At 41.2% G+C, this 16,995-nt stretch carries 11 protein-coding genes and 1 rRNA gene; 4 read left to right on the top strand and 8 right to left on the bottom strand.

What is annotated here, in order from left to right:
• The first annotated feature begins 6 nt into the window (after positions 1 to 6).
• Positions 7 to 1,146: a cytochrome-c peroxidase gene (locus tag QE382_RS07015; RefSeq protein WP_307185260.1), complete on the top strand. Its 1,140-nt coding sequence runs from the start codon at positions 7 to 9 to the stop codon at positions 1,144 to 1,146.
• A gap of 57 nt (positions 1,147 to 1,203) precedes the next feature.
• On the opposite strand, the gene QE382_RS07010 is transcribed toward QE382_RS07015, so the two are convergent.
• From QE382_RS07010 to QE382_RS06990, 5 genes are all read right to left on the bottom strand, one after another.
• Positions 1,204 to 4,848, bottom strand: coding sequence for a M1 family aminopeptidase (locus tag QE382_RS07010; protein ID WP_307185259.1), 3,645 nt, complete (start codon positions 4,846 to 4,848; stop codon positions 1,204 to 1,206).
• The gene (locus tag QE382_RS07005; protein WP_307185258.1) at positions 4,841 to 5,725 is read right to left on the bottom strand and encodes an ABC transporter ATP-binding protein; all 885 of its coding nucleotides are present in this window, start codon (positions 5,723 to 5,725) and stop codon (positions 4,841 to 4,843) included. The genes QE382_RS07010 and QE382_RS07005 overlap by 8 nt, the downstream gene beginning before the upstream one ends.
• A 171-nt stretch (positions 5,726 to 5,896) precedes the next feature.
• Positions 5,897 to 7,651, bottom strand: coding sequence for a DUF885 domain-containing protein (locus QE382_RS07000; RefSeq protein ID WP_307185257.1), 1,755 nt, complete (start codon positions 7,649 to 7,651; stop codon positions 5,897 to 5,899).
• A 39-nt stretch (positions 7,652 to 7,690) separates the two neighbouring features.
• Positions 7,691 to 8,212 (bottom strand): STM3941 family protein, encoded by a 522-nt coding sequence (locus tag QE382_RS06995; RefSeq protein WP_307185256.1) that lies wholly within the window; start codon positions 8,210 to 8,212, stop codon positions 7,691 to 7,693.
• Between the two features lie 3 nt (positions 8,213 to 8,215).
• Entirely contained in the window at positions 8,216 to 8,749 is a 534-nt protein-coding gene (locus QE382_RS06990) for a hypothetical protein (RefSeq protein WP_307185255.1), read from the bottom strand.
• A 408-nt stretch (positions 8,750 to 9,157) separates the two neighbouring features.
• Here QE382_RS06990 and QE382_RS06985 point away from each other — a divergent pair, with 408 nt between their 5' ends.
• Positions 9,158 to 10,246, top strand: a complete 1,089-nt coding sequence (locus tag QE382_RS06985; RefSeq protein ID WP_307185254.1) for a DUF6688 domain-containing protein — start codon at positions 9,158 to 9,160, stop codon at positions 10,244 to 10,246.
• A 68-nt stretch (positions 10,247 to 10,314) separates the two neighbouring features.
• On the opposite strand, the gene QE382_RS06980 is transcribed toward QE382_RS06985, so the two are convergent.
• Positions 10,315 to 11,034 carry a porin family protein gene (locus QE382_RS06980; RefSeq protein WP_307185253.1) on the bottom strand — a complete coding sequence of 240 codons (720 nt, stop codon included), beginning with the start codon at positions 11,032 to 11,034 and terminating at the stop codon, positions 10,315 to 10,317.
• A gap of 235 nt (positions 11,035 to 11,269) precedes the next feature.
• Between QE382_RS06980 and QE382_RS06975 the strand changes: the two genes are divergently transcribed.
• Both QE382_RS06975 and QE382_RS06970 read left to right on the top strand, forming a co-directional pair.
• Positions 11,270 to 11,584: a hypothetical protein gene (locus QE382_RS06975; RefSeq protein ID WP_307185252.1), complete on the top strand. Its 315-nt coding sequence runs from the start codon at positions 11,270 to 11,272 to the stop codon at positions 11,582 to 11,584.
• Positions 11,585 to 11,709: 125 nt separating this feature from the next.
• Positions 11,710 to 12,588 carry a pirin family protein gene (locus QE382_RS06970; protein ID WP_307185251.1) on the top strand — a complete coding sequence of 293 codons (879 nt, stop codon included), beginning with the start codon at positions 11,710 to 11,712 and terminating at the stop codon, positions 12,586 to 12,588.
• A 77-nt stretch (positions 12,589 to 12,665) separates the two neighbouring features.
• Here QE382_RS06970 and QE382_RS06965 read toward each other — a convergent pair whose 3' ends face one another.
• Positions 12,666 to 16,532 (bottom strand): TIM-barrel domain-containing protein, encoded by a 3,867-nt coding sequence (locus tag QE382_RS06965; protein ID WP_307185250.1) that lies wholly within the window; start codon positions 16,530 to 16,532, stop codon positions 12,666 to 12,668.
• Positions 16,533 to 16,807: 275 nt separating this feature from the next.
• Positions 16,808 to 16,919: ribosomal RNA gene (gene rrf / locus QE382_RS06960) — 5S ribosomal RNA — on the bottom strand.
• Positions 16,920 to 16,995 lie beyond the last annotated feature (76 nt).

Raw genomic sequence — 16,995 nt, 5'->3', positions numbered from 1 at the left:
TAACAAATGATACGAAGATTACTTGTATTTGGTTTATTGGGCGTCGTCGTGATCTTACTGTCTTTTGTGCAGGATCAAGATATTCCTGATATCGCCTTATGGCGCAAACTATATTCCTCAGGCGATAGCAGGCGATGGCCGAAACCACATCTGGATGATGATGTAAAGGCAAACTTTGTCGATATTGGCACCTTGCCCCATGTTCAGTATCCTGCCGATAACCCGTTTAGCAAGGAAAAGTCGGCGCTGGGGAAAATACTATTTTTCGACCCCAGGCTTTCGGCTACAAAACAGTTGGCCTGTGTGAGCTGTCACGATCCACAACTGGGCTGGGGCGACGGCAAGAGTGTGGCCCATGGACATAGTCGACGAGTAGGAAAGCGAAATGCCATGACCCTCTACAATGTCGGCTACTACCGTTCCTTCTTCTGGGATGGACGGTCGTCTTCATTGGAAGCGCAGGTATTGTTTCCGCTAACCGACAGTGTGGAGATGAACACCGATCACCAAGTAGCTGTTCGCCATATTCAGGAGATCGCTGGTTACGCCCCTTTGTTCCAATCGGCCTTTGGAGACAGTACGGTCAATATCTTGCGCATTCAACAGTCGATTGCAACTTTTGAAAGGGGCATTCGTAGTTATAACAGCAAGTTTGACCGCTTTGTCCAGGGAAATAAGAATGCGATGACGGATGAAGAGGTATGGGGGCTGCATCTTTTTCGGACAAAAGCACGTTGTATCAACTGTCACAATACGCCTCTATTTTCAGATAATCAGTTCCACAACGATGGACAGACGTTATATGGTACCAAGCAGCAGGATTTCGGCCATTACCATATTAGTGGTAAACAGGAAGATATAGGCGCATTCCGAACGCCTTCGTTGCGTGAGATTACGCTAACTGGCCCGTGGATGCACCACGGTAATTTTCCATCGTTATTAGATGTCGTACAGCTCTATAACCTCGGTAATCCCGAACCAATACAACGCAGCGTGACGATAGACCCAAAAACAAGGCCTATACATTCGCCAAAGCTCAAAAAGCTAAACCTTAGCAATGAAGAGATTAATGCTGTGCTCAAATTTCTGGGAGCAATCAGTAGTAGTACACAACAACGTATGATGACTCCTAAATTGCCCGAATAAAAAAATCCTCATCTTGCGATGAGGATTTTCATACCCTTTTCTATTTCACAACCTTTTCTATAGCTCCTTCCTATTATCATCGGATTCAATATCAATCAGTTTATTGTAAGGATCTATGCCTACCTGTTCGGGCTTTTGATCAACAACTAGCGTCAGGGTATTATTGATCCGATCAATTCTATGCTTTTTTAAATAAAGTTCCTGCCGGTTATTTCCATCTTTGGCTTTTTTACCGGAGAAAACGCCAACTTCAATATAATCTGCAAGAGGCAAAGACTTTATTGTCAGCCGATCCGATTTTTTAAATGAGAGCGCCTGCTCCCCTGCGTCACTATAGCTTTTTTTTCCATTGCCATCAACACGATATTTAGCTACTTCAAACTGGATATCGACCTGATACTTACCATTCTTTAGTTTCTTAGCGCTCACTTTGTCAATTTTATTATTATACAAAGTAATCGTTTCAAACATATCTTTGATCAGGTAGCGTAGGGAGTCTGGAGTTGCCTGCCTAAAGCTATCCACAAACTCGGTTGAGGTTGTGTATGGCGGATTTTGAAAAGCTGTGCGTTGCAAATAAGCTCGCGCAGTCTTGTTAAAAAGATCCTCACCCAAATAATCACTCAATGCGTACAGCACCAAAGACCCTTTTTGGTAATGGATATACATTTGATTCTCATTGTACATCAATGGCTTCTCCCCGAGCTTTTCGGCACTTCGCCCTTGCAAATAGCCGTCAAGTGCATCTTTAAAAAACTTACGCATTTGCCCTTTGCCATATCTTTTTTCCAACACCTTAAGCGATGAATATTCAGACATACTTTCGGACATTAAGGTCGCGCCTTGCACATTAGCCCCTACCACTTGATGGGCCCACCATTGATGGGCTATCTCATGGGCTGTTACCGCGTAGGGATAATCGACGGCATCTTCCTTCTTCTCATCGACATCGGCAATAAAACCGATTGCCTCAGAAAAAGGAATGGTATTGGCAAAAGACTGCGCGAAAGTTCCCGCTGTACGCGGAAATTCAATAATACGCAATTGTCGATGCGGATAAGCACTGTATTCTTTGGTATAGTAAGCCAAAGAAGACTTGCTGGAAGCCATCATCCGATCGAGGTTGTAGATATGCCCCTTATGGTAATAAATCTCCAAATTAACACCATTCCACTTATCTTTTTTGACTTCATACTGCGCCGAATTAAAAGCAAAAAAGTTGAGGATCTCTGAATCCATTTTGTACTGATAATACTTGCGGCCATCTTTTTCCCACTCCTTCGTCAGATATCCCGGGGCAATAGCCAACTGATCTTTAGCGGTGCTTACGGTCGCTTCGAAACGGATCCAATCCGCATCGTTGGAGATATAATTATCTTGCAGTGCTCTTCGATCACTCTGCGGGGCCATCCGATTTCGAAACGGTAGACCATACTTCTTGCGCACATCATTATCCACCAGCTCGCCCCGGTCCAGATAGCCTATATTCGGAAAAAGCATATTATTGATAAACGTACCATTTCCTTTCACTGGTGACTTTTCATTTATCCAGGTATTGGCTGGACTTTCCGTACTAAATTTTAACACAATGGAATCTCCCGGAGCCATGGGCTTATCGAGCTTATAAATATTAAAATTATATACATCGTCGGCAGAAAGCAGCTTATTTGGCACATTGAAAGAAAATTGATAGTCGTAATCATTATAATTGACAAAAATAGAATCGATAGCGATATTGGTCTTATTTTTCAGTACATAGGCTGCTGTTGCTTTAAAACTACGCGTATCCGGAAAAATATCGAGATTAAACTGAATATCCACGACGCGTGGCTGCGGACGATATTGATATTTCTTATATTTCTTTTCCCATTCGACGGCCTGTTTTTCACGATCCAAACTTGTATAATAGGGGTTTTTGACGTGGTTTTCGTAGTATATTGCACTGCCGATACCAACAAAACCTAAGAAAGCGATCACCACTATCGCACCTGCCGTCGGGCTCCAGTTGGCCCTAAGAATAGCCCAGCGCTCCCTGAAGCCCGAAAAACTACCTCTCCGCCACAATACTAGTGCGAGCGTAGCAAAAACAACCGCGAAGAGCAGCCAATAGATCCGATACGTCAAAAAGGGAAGTACATAACCAAACCCGTCCATATCGGAGTAGTCAAGACCTGGCCCCTGATTAAACTGATAGATTTCCTGTTCAACTCCGACCATAGACAAAAATGGCAATCCAATAAATAAGGTCAGTAGCACAAAGAATCCAGCCAGGTAATTTTTGAAAACCGTATGGACAAACAGTGATGTAAAAAGCCATACCACATCAGACAGCATACCATAGACCATCAAATGCAGCACATATTGTTTGATTTCAAAATTGTAATAACGATGGTAAACCTGAAAAGCCATACAAGTTAAGATCACAACGCCCAACAGGGTCAACTGCATCAGCAGGACGGCGATAATTTTAGATCCCATAAAAGCCCAGTTGGGAGCTGCTGTAGTATCCAGTAGCCCTCCCATCCGCGTAATGGTTCCACGGTGGACTAAAAGTCCTATAAAAAGAAAAGTCAGGATCAGCAGGAAAAACTTAAACGTACTCCCCGGGATCATTAGCATTTTCCAGGTGACGGGATATGTCGACGTTCCGAAGATCGATCCGATGGTACTTGCCATCAAAATAATGAACAATACCCCGACGAGCGTCAATATTAAAAAAACGGGATTTTTAACAATATACCGATAGTCGTATCGTGCCATTGTCCATGTTGTTTTCAAATAATGAAATGTCGAAAAATCATAGCTGACCTTAGGCAAATTGATCCGGAAGATACTGTCAAAGTTATTCTTTGTTAAACGAGCTCCTTTTTTTGTCGATTTAAAGGAAATCGAATGTTGGGAGAATGAAAATAACATGTAAAACCCACCAATGAATAAGGCTGCGACAGCGAGCCAAATGAGGCGGTTATAAATAACTGCTCCCGTAAAGGGCAGATTGTTGACATTCTTCTCCTCTGGCGACCAGTACTGGGTATAATACGAGATGGCACTATCGCCAAAAGGATCGATCAATGCACCGACAAAACGATTGTCCATGTTGTTTGCCAGACTCTGAACAAGCACCTGAAGAATAATAAGGATCAGCACGGCAACAAAACCAACGTATACGTTTCTCGTCAACGTTACGAGTACGAAGATAATGGCACTAAAAATAACCAGATTGGGAATAACCTGTACGATATAAGTCTGTAGATAAGCCCAAATATCCACTGGACCCAATAAGGATTGATTGATGCCTGGTACAAATTGTGCCACAACAATACCAACGGTTGACGCCAATACAATAACCAATACCACGGCTACCGACCCAAAGAATTTGCCCAACAGGTAATCCGTTTTTGAAAAGGGGTAACTGAACAGTATCGTATGCACCTGATACTGAAAATCACGATAGACACAGGCTCCAACAATGGAGGGAATCAAAAAATAAATAATTGTTGACATCCCATTGACCATACCATTAATTGCCCAAGGAGAGTTTCGGATGGTGTTGGATGAAGTGGTCGCCGTTACACCGTCAAAGATGCCCAGCGATGAAAGCATAATAAACAGCGAGAGTGCAAAGAACAGCGCCATGTAGATATAGACAGCCGAACTTTTAAACCAGCGCGTAAATTCAAAATTAAAGATAGCTTTAAACATGGCGTTGATCATTTTTTAGCGCAACAAAATAGACATCTTCCAATTGACCTTGGGCATTCACAAATGACTCATCCGGACGCTCATCACTGTGCACCCTAATGTTGAGCGTATTGTCCTGATTGTAATTGGTCGAAATGACGTTAAACTTTTGAGTATACTCGTCCAATTGATCTCTACTGATGATACGTACCCAGATCTTTCCCTCCAATTGGTCGATCGATTCTTTCGGAGTACCTCTCAAAAGGATCTTACCACCATTTAGAATAGCTAACTCATGACATAATTCGCGTACATCATCGACAATATGGGTAGAAAAAATAACCGTATGATCTGTACCTATTTCCCGTAGGACATTTAAAAAGCGATGTCTTTCCGCTGGGTCAAGTCCCGCGGTTGGCTCATCTACAATAATCAATTTTGGATCATTCAGCAACAACTGGGCAATACCAAAACGTTGTTTCATACCCCCCGAATAACCGCTTACATTTTTATTGCGCACGTCCCAAAGATTAGTCACTTCAAGGACGCGGTTGATAATAGCATTGCGGTCCGCCTTGGATTTGATTCCTTTGAGTTTAGCAAAGTATTGCAGCAGATCGGAAGCCGAGAGGTTGGGATAAACACCAAATTCCTGGGGCAGGTAACCCAAAACTTTCCTCAAATCCAGCTGATTTTTTAACACATCGATATCGCCAAAAGTAATACGGCCACTGTCGGGTTTCTGAAGCGTAGCGATCGTCCGCATTAAAGAAGACTTACCCGCACCATTCGGCCCCAGCAAACCAAACATTCCGGGTCTGATTTCTAAGTCTACATTGTCTAACGCTTTGACCCCATTCGAATAGGTCTTACTAAGGGTTTCTATGGATAAATTCATAATTAATTTTAACTGTTAATAGTAGGTTAGTATACCAAAACAATGATATGTTACATGAATATAGTAAAAGTTAAAAACAAACGAAAAGGAAAGACCAAAATACCCACACCCACCCTGCCTAAAAACAACTGAGCCACTCTGGGGGAGTGGCTCAGTCATTGGTCGCGATGGCTATTTTAGCATCATCTCGCGGATATACTTCACTGGCGAGTTTCCAAAACTCAGGAACGTCTCATGGAACTTTTTCAAATTGAACTGTTTACCTTCTTTTTGCTTAACAGCCTCCCGAAGTTCATAGATTTCTTTATACCCAGTGTAATAAGAAGTCAGCTGAACACTGCTTACCGACACTCTCTTCCATTTACCCGCTGCTTCGGCCTGCTGTTGAAAGGCTTCATCCACCAACAGATGCATGGCGTCTTTCTCGCTCATATTCTTCACATGTACACTGTAGTCCAATATGGCATTGCAAACAGCACGCAGATGCCATTTATACCACATCAACCACATTTCGGGCGCATTGTCACCGTAACCGTTTTCCAACATCATCTGCTCGGTATACACTGCCCAACCTTCAATCATAGCACCATTTCCTAAAATACTCTTGATGAGACTTGGCGATTGGTTGGCATAGACCAATTGGGTGTAATGCCCCGGAATAGCTTCGTGGATATTAAGTATCTGCAGGATGTAATGGTTATACTCTCTCAGATAACTCTCCTTATCCTCCTTCGTCCAGCCACTTAGACTACCGACATTATAATAGGTGTTACCTCCTTTATCATATGGCCCCGGCGCACTGATTGATGCGCCCGCGACACCAGCCATATAGGCGGGCTCTTTACGCACCACCAGCGGTTTACTCTCGTCGATATACAGTAAATCTTTCTGTTTGACAAAAGCGACCAATTTAGGTATCTGCGCTTCGATAGCCGACTGAAAGTCTTCTGCTTTGACATGATTTACCGAAAGGGTATCGATCATTTTTCGGATGACAGCCAAACTATCTGCAGGCACAGCTGATTTCCCAAAATACTTTGGCCAAAGTTCCTTGCTGATGTTATACATTTCGCCATGCAGATAGGTTTTCCGTGCAAGCGCAGCCTGATAAACCTGTTCGGCAGTGGATCCAGACTGTATATCAAAATCGAATTTTTTGTCGTAAAGCGCTTTCCCCAATCTAAAACTCCGTGGCGAAGGATTAGGCGTTACTTTTAAAAACTGTACATACCCGTTTATCGCCGCAACAGCTTCCTGGCATGCCTTCCCAATGGCTTCTTTTTCCGCAATTGATAGATCTGATTTTTTCAATGAATCCAGTAAGTCACTTTCAAAAACAGATAAACCACCCAGATTCTGTTGAATGGCCAAATCGGTCAATACCTGAGCCGGGTTTTTAAGCTGTTTCTTTGCAGCCTCATAATAGGCCGGAATTTTTATTAAACGCTGTTGAATGGCTTTAAGCCGCGTCGATAACGGTGCATAACGCTCTGCAAGCATAAAAGCGATGGTTCCTCCAACGTTGTAAGACGACGGGTTCCATTCATAGGCACGCTCTTGCTCTATCGACCAAATATTTGATTCAAGATAATTTTGAATCAAATGATAATCTGTCTGTTGCGATAAATTCAAAGAATTCAAATCAAAGCTTTTCAGGCTGTCCAACTGGTTTTTTGAAAATTCTAACCGTCGCTTTCTGGCATGCGCATCTGGTATGGCTAACAAAGAATCATACTGATGAAAACCCACTTGGGTAGCCCATTCTGGATTTTCTTTCCAAAGCTGCAGCATAAAACGGTCTTCATACGATTTAAACTTTTCATTCTTAGCGGTATCAGCAACAGTTTGACTGTTGTGAGCTCCTGATCCACAGGAAGCCATCAGCCCGAGTCCAGCGATCGCAAGGATATATATTTTAAGTTTCATTGGTGTAATTTGGCTAAAATTAACAAAAAAAACGAGCCATTACTTTTGCTTGTTCCAATAAGATAAAAACAGTTGATGCAATGCTGAAGGCTCCAGATCAATGGTTGACGCCGAATACATGATATTCAATTCTTGAGCAGATTCCTGGTAGGCCATCTTCCAAAGGAGTGATGGGAGTCTATCTTTATATTTAACTGGATTTTCTAAGGTAACAATGATCATGGTATCCCCACCCACTTTCTCCAAATCAATAGACTTTACATCTTTCCATTCCCCTTGACCAAAAGCTTTTGCCAATGGTGTAGTTTTTCCGAGAAAACACTTTTCACTAAGAACAATCTGTGCTGATTTATCCCGAAGGCTCAGCAAGTTTACAATCAACAAGATGAGAAGTACCAACAATACTCCGGCAGAAAAGATCGTGGGCTTAGCTTTAAAAACTCCATCAAACAATCCAATACTATAAAGTAATATGATGAAGAGTAGCAAACAAAATGCTGCTGAAATTAGCAGCAATTGCGTTGTTTTTCGCTTATTTCTGTAAAGATGTGTTTCATTCATGTGTTAGTTTCCCCAATTCACATTTAGGTTGTGCTTTTCCGCGTAAGCTTTACCTAAGGTATATACATTGTCAAAAGCACTGTTGATCTCGGGCATGTCATTCTTCTCAATCTTTTGAAGTAAAGCCTGCTTTTCTTCAGCCGAACCCTTACGATCACATAACTTTGCATAGGCCGTATATTCATTTTTATAAACGGGCAGGACTTTCTCGAATAATGCAATAGACTGTTCTTTCAATGCTTTCGCTTCCGCCTCGGAAACATTCAGCTCTTTGATATCCTTCAAGGCCTTTTCGACAACCTGAATCTTAATCTCGACTGACTTTTGAGCTTCATCGCCTACTTTCTTAGTGGAAGGCATGTCCGCAAATTCCACAGTCTCCTGCTCGAGGTGCTTGCCGTAGCGCTCAGGCACAAAATCTGCAATAAGATTGGTATTTAAAACAACTTTTCCGAAAAACTTATCCGGACTGGGGGATTGACAAGCCGTAAAAAACAAGCTCGACAGCATAAGAATAATAATGAGTAACTGCTTCATATATACATATTGTTTGTTCACAAAATAATTAATATTTATGAAACGGGCAAAACACGTCGCCCTCTGGCTTTCGTATATCCTTTCCTTCCATTGCCCTTTTTCGATGATAAAGGGAGATATAAGAACGGTACATATTGTACAAAATCTTAATTTTTAATAACTTAGTAAGTAATATAAAAGAGGTTAAAAAAAAGTCATTATGGGCTATTATATCGGTTACCACCCCATTTCAGAAAAACAAATAGAAACCTGGTGTTTTGATTTACGCCAAAATACTGAAAAGCTTAAGGAAATATCCGCATTTCATCGGCTCGTATAATTTCCGGTATATATATTTACACGCTGAATCTAAATCTGGTACAATGATTTGCCTATATTCTTTTTCGCATTAGAACTGCTCATTATATTATGATTTTAATTCTTTTTTTCATTATACTCACGCTTTTCGGAATTTTATATCTGCTGCGCGCGCTCATCAAAAATCAACAGCGGCATGTATCCTTTGTTGAATATACCGTTGTGACTGCTTACCTTTTAGCACTGCTACTTGCAGGGATTGGCTTTGTATTCCATTCGAGCCAATATAATCAACCGGTGGACCCTGTGGATGGAGACTGCTATATTCCCTTCGGCGGCAAACACATCCTATCGCTGTTTATCTATTTCGTTGCATTCAATATTTCAGCAGTAACCATCTGGATAAAAGGACGAAAAATCCCACCCCTACCTCTTGTTATGATGCTGGTGATGTTATTGATAGGCAGCGTGATGAGTGTATTTGTACTTATCCAGGTCAGTCACCACGACACATCTACACTGGATATGTATGTTGGTAATGAAGGAACTTTATACTTTATTTTTACACCAATTTGCAGCTTGATTATCGGTGTCGGATTAATCCGTAGAGTTATCTTAGAAGAAAAGGGATACGCCATGCGCAGAACTTATAGCAATCCCACCCTCAAAAAGATCAATACCTTACTTTCTTCCAAGCTGAATTATCCTTTATGGGCTATTATATTACTTTTTCCGGTCTTTGTGGTACTGACCATCATTCTCATCTTATTGGGGCAGGATCACGATTCAATGGTGAAAGTATTCACGGAGACAACTACTTGGGCATTTTCACAAAAAATGCATCCTCCCATTTTGGATCATAAAGGACACTATTTATGCACAGTCGCCGCGAAAGGTAATCCTGCCCTTGTTAAACCGTTGAGATTAGGCAAAAGGCACGGCAATACCATTATCGTCAATAGACAGCTTCAGATTGCCAATGCGTTTGAAGAAATTCTGAGTGATCTATCCCCTTCGATACACCGGTTTGTGCGGTATTGCTATGATAAATATGGTTTCAACATCTCCATCAAAATCAATTCAACCGGTGCATCAAATATGACTTATATTTTAATGAAACCCTTAGAATATATATTTCTGCTTTTCTTATATATGCTTTATATCGAACCCGAGAAGAAAATTGCCAAACAATACAACTAATATCTTCGCGCCACCATCTGTTATTTACAAAAATGACCTATAATCGAAAGCAAACGTGGGAATAAACTTTAGTCATTTTTAAATATCGGTCTTATTAACTGATATTGTAGGCCCAATCGGAATACATTTAGTCTCGCTGCACCAGGGTCGCTACCCAGCATCTGTCCAGTATAATCCTTTAATCCCCATGAATAACCAGCAAACACGGTATAGCGGTCATAATTTACATTAAATTGTAAACGTGGCCGCAGATCCATATCAATTATTTTCCCTCTGTCACGATCAAAATCTGTCTTGTTTCCCTGCTTGTCCTCAATACTACCTTTTTCCTTGATGCTCAATATTTTGGCAATATCCATACCCAACTGAATATCCATCGTCATGGGTTCAAAAAAGACGCGATAGCCGACAAACGGATTAAAATTGATAAACTGTTGATTAAGTTGGGTTTGACCACGGCTTCCATTCATAAATTCGCTTCCCGCTAAATCAATCTTTGTCTGCAATCTTTCGTAGGCGCCTTCGAGACCTAATATCAGATTGTTTGCAAAAATATAACGGTAGTCTAAAGCCCCACCTATGTTTATTCCATATTTTTTTCCATAGGGATTACTGGTATAAAAGTCCTGCTGGGTGGAACCAATCAACAAGCTCTTGGCCTCACTCCCTGCTCCTGTAAAGTTGGACACCCCAGAAGTCACACCCACACGAAGTTCGTGCGTTTGGGAGAAGGCCATAAAATGAGTTACACCAGCAAAGAGCCCGACAAGTAAAAGTCTCTTCATCATAAACTAAATGATAATTAAAATCGCTAAAAAATTATATATATCCGATCACTAAAAGTAAGAAAATTTATGTGATTGTACTTATTTCAAGCCTTTCTTTTTCTGTTGACATGTCGCGCATCGATCCAAATCGCTCAGCGGCGTTCCTTTCATGATGAAAAGATGTGGAGAGCATCTTGCTGTATTTATTAAACTACATCAATGGAAATGAATCGGTTCATGTTTACTTTTGTTCATTATGAAGACCTTAACATTTCTCTTATTTGGCAAAAATGAAGAAATTTTGCTTACGCTAAAAAGAATCATTGAGAGCACCCCTACGTGGAACGCAACGTTACTGCAAGAGTTGGATAGTTGTAAAGAGCATCTGATTGATTATCCTGTAGATGTATTATTGTTAAGCTCGGGGCTCTCGCTGCAGGAAGAACAAGAAATAACGGATTATCTATCGCAACTCCCTTATTCCATCGGCCTGATTACCCATTATGGTGGCGGAAGCGGGATTTTAAAAAATGAAATTTATACGCTGTTTCCAGACTTACTGCCAGGTTAATGCCGCCGAGAGCAGCGCATTATCCGAACGACACAACTGGAAACTGCTAAAATGTTTCTTTATTGAACTAGATCAATGGCGATCGGCTACTAAAAGGCTAATTTTGGATACTAAATAAAATGATCATGAACAAACAGAACTTTATAAAAAAGGGACTTTTAGGTTCCGGAATATTTACATCTAAAGAATCTTCAGCTGATATCTTGAAAAATGATATCGACGAGATAGGCCCCCTTGAAACCTTGAATGTGGAAGATACCAGCTATCTATCAGACAAATTAGAAAACCACAGTGTCCTCCATAAAGCAAATACTCGCGGGCATGCGGATCATGGCTGGTTACAAAGCAATCATACGTTTAGTTTCGCCAATTATCACAATCCTGAACGCATGCATTTTGGTGTATTGCGGGTACTAAATGATGATACAGTCGCTGCGGGAAGAGGTTTCGGTAAGCATCCCCACGATAATATGGAAATTATCAGCATCCCATTGGAAGGCGATTTGGAACATGAAGACAGCATGGGCAATAAAGCGATTATCCGAAAGGGAGATATTCAGATTATGAGTGCCGGAACAGGCATCATACACAGTGAATATAATAAAAACACCGATCAGCTAGTTAAATTTCTTCAGATTTGGGTGTACCCTAATCAACGGAATGTAAGCCCGCGGTACGATCAAATTACATTAGATATCGCACAGAGACAGAATAAATTCCAACAAATTATTTCGCCCAATCCAGAAGACGAGGGGGTATGGATCCATCAGGATGCCTGGTTTTCTATGGGTCATTTTGACAAGGACGTCCAAACAAAATACCAGATCAAAAAGGCCGGAAATGGTGTCTATATTTTTGTAATAAAAGGCAGCGTTATCGCTGAAGGGCAGCCGTTAGAAACCAAAGATGGTTTGGGAATTTGGGATGTCGCTGAAATTAACCTGAAAGTCACCTCAGCAGATACTGAAATCCTGTTGATGGATATCAGTATGGTATTGGACTAATTTTATACACTTAGACGTCAATTAACAAAAAGGTGAGCCTATGAGACTCCCCTTTTTGTTAAGGCTATTTATTATTTTTAGAAAGTAACAGAATTCAGCTTTTTATCAACCAAAATACCATCTATCGCTTTCAGATTGAAGTTGACATTGCGTTTTGCTTTCAATTTAATCTTAAATAAAACTTCAGATCCATTCAAGGTCTCCTTATTGCCAAGATTAACAAAAGTAGCATACAACGCTTTACTTCCATTGGTATGGAGACGATCGTTGGTATAATTGTTCATCTCTTTCAGATGCACAGGTTCGATACCGACATATTCAAAATCGCCCTGATTATACGGAAGAGCAAAACTAAGCGCATTGACAGCTTTAATATTCTCTCCGCTAATACTGATCTCTACGGTTTCTCCCGACTTCAAGCTTGTTTTTGAGGGAACCAATTTTAGTTTACCAGCTACTTTTTCTTCCTTTGCTGGTTTTGCACCACCTTCGATAACAACAGCGACATTGGAAATATCATAAGCGTCAATCAAATTGTTCTTATTGACATCACCATTGCTGACATAACCTTCAAAATCTCCATCACCCAATCGCAATCCCGTATAGTTAATATAAGATGTCAAATCATTATGATCGATCAATCGGTCATTATTAATATCGCCTGGTAGGTAGCTTGACGATCCTGGCACCTTAAACACATATAATTCTCTTCCGGAGCCAAAACCTCCCACAGCTTCAGAAACTGAAATTTTGATAAATCGGGCCACCGGATGAGTACCAAAATCAAAACGTTTCATTTCGCCATCACGTTTCCAATCAAAACTACCAGCTTCCGTCCAAGTATCCTTATCATTGCTATAAAAGACCTTTCCTTTTAAAAGGATACCATTTCCGCCATCGGTTCTTGGAAGATACTCAAACTTATCCAATTGATTAACAGATTTTAGATCTAAGGTCATATCAAACGGAACAGCTGTCTGTCCCCATTTTGTATGCCACATATCCCCTTCATCGTAATTGAACAATTTATTGATACTATTTCCGCCTTGGTTATCCACAGAAGTCTCTGCTTTGATTCCTTCGAAGGCAAATTCCAATGGATTTGCCTTTGTCTTTGCGGCAAATGTATTCCAATCTGAAACACCAGATTTATTGACAGCCCTAATTTTAAACTGGTAGTCCGTTTCCGCGGCCAATCCTTCGAATAGCAATTGACTGTCTTTGATGGTCGAATAAATGAGATTATTGAACTCAATTTCATAATAATCAGCATTTGCAACCTTTTCCCAGGTTGGGGTTAAGGTATAGGCTTGTGTATTTTGATCTGTGATAACAGCTTTGGGCGAAGTCAAAGCACCGGTCTGAACCAGATAGTTATCAGCTGGAGCATACTCGAAGCCCTCCAATTGTACTTCTATTGCAGTCGATGAGACATCCTGTTTGGCTAGTCGTACCAGCAACATCGGATTTTTCACCAAAGGTACTTTTTCAAATTCAGATCCCTTGGTTGCAAACTGATTCAGGTTTGGTTGTGCGTCGTAGAAATATACGTTTTCAGAAGTATTGAACGCTTCTAAGCTGTTCACTTCTTTAAGTTTATTATTTTTTCCATTGATCTTTACTTTCAATGCCTTCGGTGCTTTACTGACGTTGAAACGAATTTCGGTAGACTTCATTTTTTCAAATCCGTCAAATTCGCCCTGTGTTGGAGCAATCGCAAAAACAACTTTATTATTGTTTAACTGCGAAGTTAGGGATGTAGTTGCTCCCTTACCATACCGATAAGCCTCGGTTTTTCCATCATCATCATATTCCACGAAATTGGAACTCCCATAAGGATACACCTCATAAATACGTTGATCCTTTTTGATTTCCAATACATTATTATTCGGGTTGGTTACCGGAATAATAGCTCCATTTTTCACAAAAACAGGCAGCTTCCAAATAGGCACATTAAAGTTATTGATGATACGGCCACCCTGGTATTTTTCACCCGTAAAATAATCAATCCATTCACCATCCGGCAGGTATATACCATTGCGTATATCATTTCCCTTCTCATCCACTCGTGTTTCCTGATAAATCGGTGCCACCAGGAAATTTGGACCATAGAGGTACTGGTATTGCGTTGCCTTTCCAAGTGTATAAGCATTTGCTTGCTCTAAAAACATCGCGCGAATGATGGGCAGACCATCTACCGCTTGTTTTGCCACACTATAGCTGTAGGGAACCAATTGAGATTTCAATTTCAGATACAGACGATTGATCGAAGTAGCTGGCTCGCCCAAAGCATGAGGGTATTTCTCGTTCGAGCCCCAGCCATCCATATTGAGTTCCATGGGTGTCCAAGTCTTCCATTGAAAATCACGGATATTGACCTTGAAGTTTTTACCACCAAAGATCCCGTCCATATCAGAGGTAATATTGGGCTGGCCCGAAAGTCCCGAGCCTATATATGTTGGTATGTGGAATCGAATATACTCCCATACACCTCCAGTTTGGTCACCCGACCAGATACTCGCATAGCGCTGCGTACCTGCCCAACCATCCAATGAAATAATAAATGGACGAGCGTCGTTGCCATAGTAAGGCATGGTATGCCCTACATCAGCTACCCCGTTGAGACCAAAGGAGTATCCTGGGCCCACCCAGGCCACATCCGTCTTTAGGACTCTCACACCTGCATCCCGTACCTCTTTTACTATATCACGTTGCAGTAATGCACTGATACTGTCTTTGGGATGGAGATCAGACTGTGTCCATAAACCGATTTCCACACCATTCTTACGCGCATAATCGCCAAACTCTTTCAGGTTTTGGATATTTCCATCTAAAGATGCCGTTTGACCATATCCAGCACCGTAACCATCATTGGGAAGAATCCAACCCAAAGGCATGTCATGGGCTTTATAACGGTCTATGACTGCGCGAGCCGAAAATTGATAATTGTTTTTCTCGCCATTCAGCGATTCTTTGATTCCGCCATTGTCCTTTTGGCTTTCTTTATAGCGTTTGCCATCTTCAAAAAGAACTCCCTTTTCATCTTCTTTCCAAAAATCGCGGTTATAAGCATTAAGATGTCCTTCGTACAAACCAAATTTTGGTAGAAGAATTGGCTTACCCGTCAATTGATAGAAGTCGTTGAGCAAAGGCACAATACCGTCACCAACCATAAAAAAGACATCCAGATAATCCGTATCGTGGGCCAATTTAACTGTGCCAGCGGTTTTGGCTCCAAAGGCGTAACTTCCCTTCTTAAAAGTATGCCACATAAAACCATACCCTTTGGTTGACCAGTAATAAGGGGTTGGAGAGGCAACGCCGCCATCGGTCCAGCTGTTCTGATTTTCGATAGCAATTACTTTTCCCTTATGTGAAAAACGTCCATTTTGAACGCCACCACCAAAGAAGTACTCATCCACATTTTCCTTTAATTCAAGGCTTACTTGTTTGTCCGCAAAAACGACCGGCTTTAAGCTTTCAACTACAATCTTATTGGTTTTACGATTAAGGATACTAAACTGTGAAGTCTGTTTATCCATTGAAAAAAGGATATCTTTGGTGGAGATGCTTACCTTTTTTCCTTCATCCTTGACCTCCAGTCCAGTGACAGTTTTGCGGGGCTGCTCTACTAGAATTTTTGCGGCGGGTTTTGCTTCAGGATCACGGATAATACCCCCATGAATATCTTGGAACATTCTAAAAATATGATCACCATAGAAATCTAAAGTCAACCGTTGATTATTATCGTATACAATCTCTACTGTCGTTGGGTTAATTTTTTGAACGGTGCTAATCTTAGCTGTATGATCAGCGGGATGTGTACTCAAATAATGAATTGTATTCGTTCGGGCTTCAAGCCTATTGGATTGAAAAATAAAAAGTGAAGCCAATCCTATTAGCAAACTGACCTGTGCTTTTGCGCACCAAAAAGATATCTTCATGCGTATGATTTATAATGCATTAAATTAACTTAACAATAATACAATAGTAAATCGAAGTAAAAAAGCGATTATGAAATGCAAACGATTGTCCAATAGTAATGTTGCAAGATAGCGGCGGCTTCGGAGCAGCTGCCGCTGGACAGGGCTCACCCACGGTCCTGTGCTGCGATAACCGATAGGCGAAGGATACCCAATAGCCTGTACATGAGAATACGGAAATATGTATCCAAACGAAAGAAGCCCTTGACTGTTTCCAGCAAGGGCTTCCGTGTAAAAAAAGGCACCGACCTACTCTCCCACCTGTTACGGCAATACCATCGGCTCTGGCGGGCTTGACTGCTCTGTTCGGAATGGGAAGAGGTAGACACCGCCGATATAGGCACCTAAAAATCTTTATTGGCTGATATATGATATCCATATCATGTGATCCATGCCAAATGACATATATACTGAAAGAGTTACG

The organism is Sphingobacterium zeae, from assembly GCF_030818895.1.
Classification (GTDB): Bacteria; Bacteroidota; Bacteroidia; order Sphingobacteriales; family Sphingobacteriaceae; genus Sphingobacterium; species Sphingobacterium zeae.
This window is presented reverse-complemented; position numbering and strand designations above follow the sequence as displayed.

Excerpts from the sequence above, each read along its gene's own strand:
- QE382_RS06980 (WP_307185253.1), bottom strand. The coding sequence starts at position 11,034 with ATGATGAAGAGACTTTTACTTGTCGGGCTCTTTGCTGGTGTAACTCAT.
- QE382_RS06990 (WP_307185255.1), bottom strand. The coding sequence starts at position 8,749 with ATGAAGCAGTTACTCATTATTATTCTTATGCTGTCGAGCTTGTTTTTT.
- QE382_RS06965 (WP_307185250.1), bottom strand. The coding sequence starts at position 16,532 with ATGAAGATATCTTTTTGGTGCGCAAAAGCACAGGTCAGTTTGCTAATA.
- QE382_RS07015 (WP_307185260.1), top strand. The coding sequence starts at position 7 with ATGATACGAAGATTACTTGTATTTGGTTTATTGGGCGTCGTCGTGATC.
- QE382_RS07000 (WP_307185257.1), bottom strand. The coding sequence starts at position 7,651 with ATGAAACTTAAAATATATATCCTTGCGATCGCTGGACTCGGGCTGATG.
- QE382_RS07005 (WP_307185258.1), bottom strand. The coding sequence starts at position 5,725 with ATGAATTTATCCATAGAAACCCTTAGTAAGACCTATTCGAATGGGGTC.
- QE382_RS06975 (WP_307185252.1), top strand. The coding sequence starts at position 11,270 with ATGAAGACCTTAACATTTCTCTTATTTGGCAAAAATGAAGAAATTTTG.
- QE382_RS06985 (WP_307185254.1), top strand. The coding sequence starts at position 9,158 with ATGATTTTAATTCTTTTTTTCATTATACTCACGCTTTTCGGAATTTTA.
- QE382_RS06995 (WP_307185256.1), bottom strand. The coding sequence starts at position 8,212 with ATGAATGAAACACATCTTTACAGAAATAAGCGAAAAACAACGCAATTG.
- QE382_RS06970 (WP_307185251.1), top strand. The coding sequence starts at position 11,710 with ATGAACAAACAGAACTTTATAAAAAAGGGACTTTTAGGTTCCGGAATA.
- QE382_RS07010 (WP_307185259.1), bottom strand. The coding sequence starts at position 4,848 with ATGTTTAAAGCTATCTTTAATTTTGAATTTACGCGCTGGTTTAAAAGT.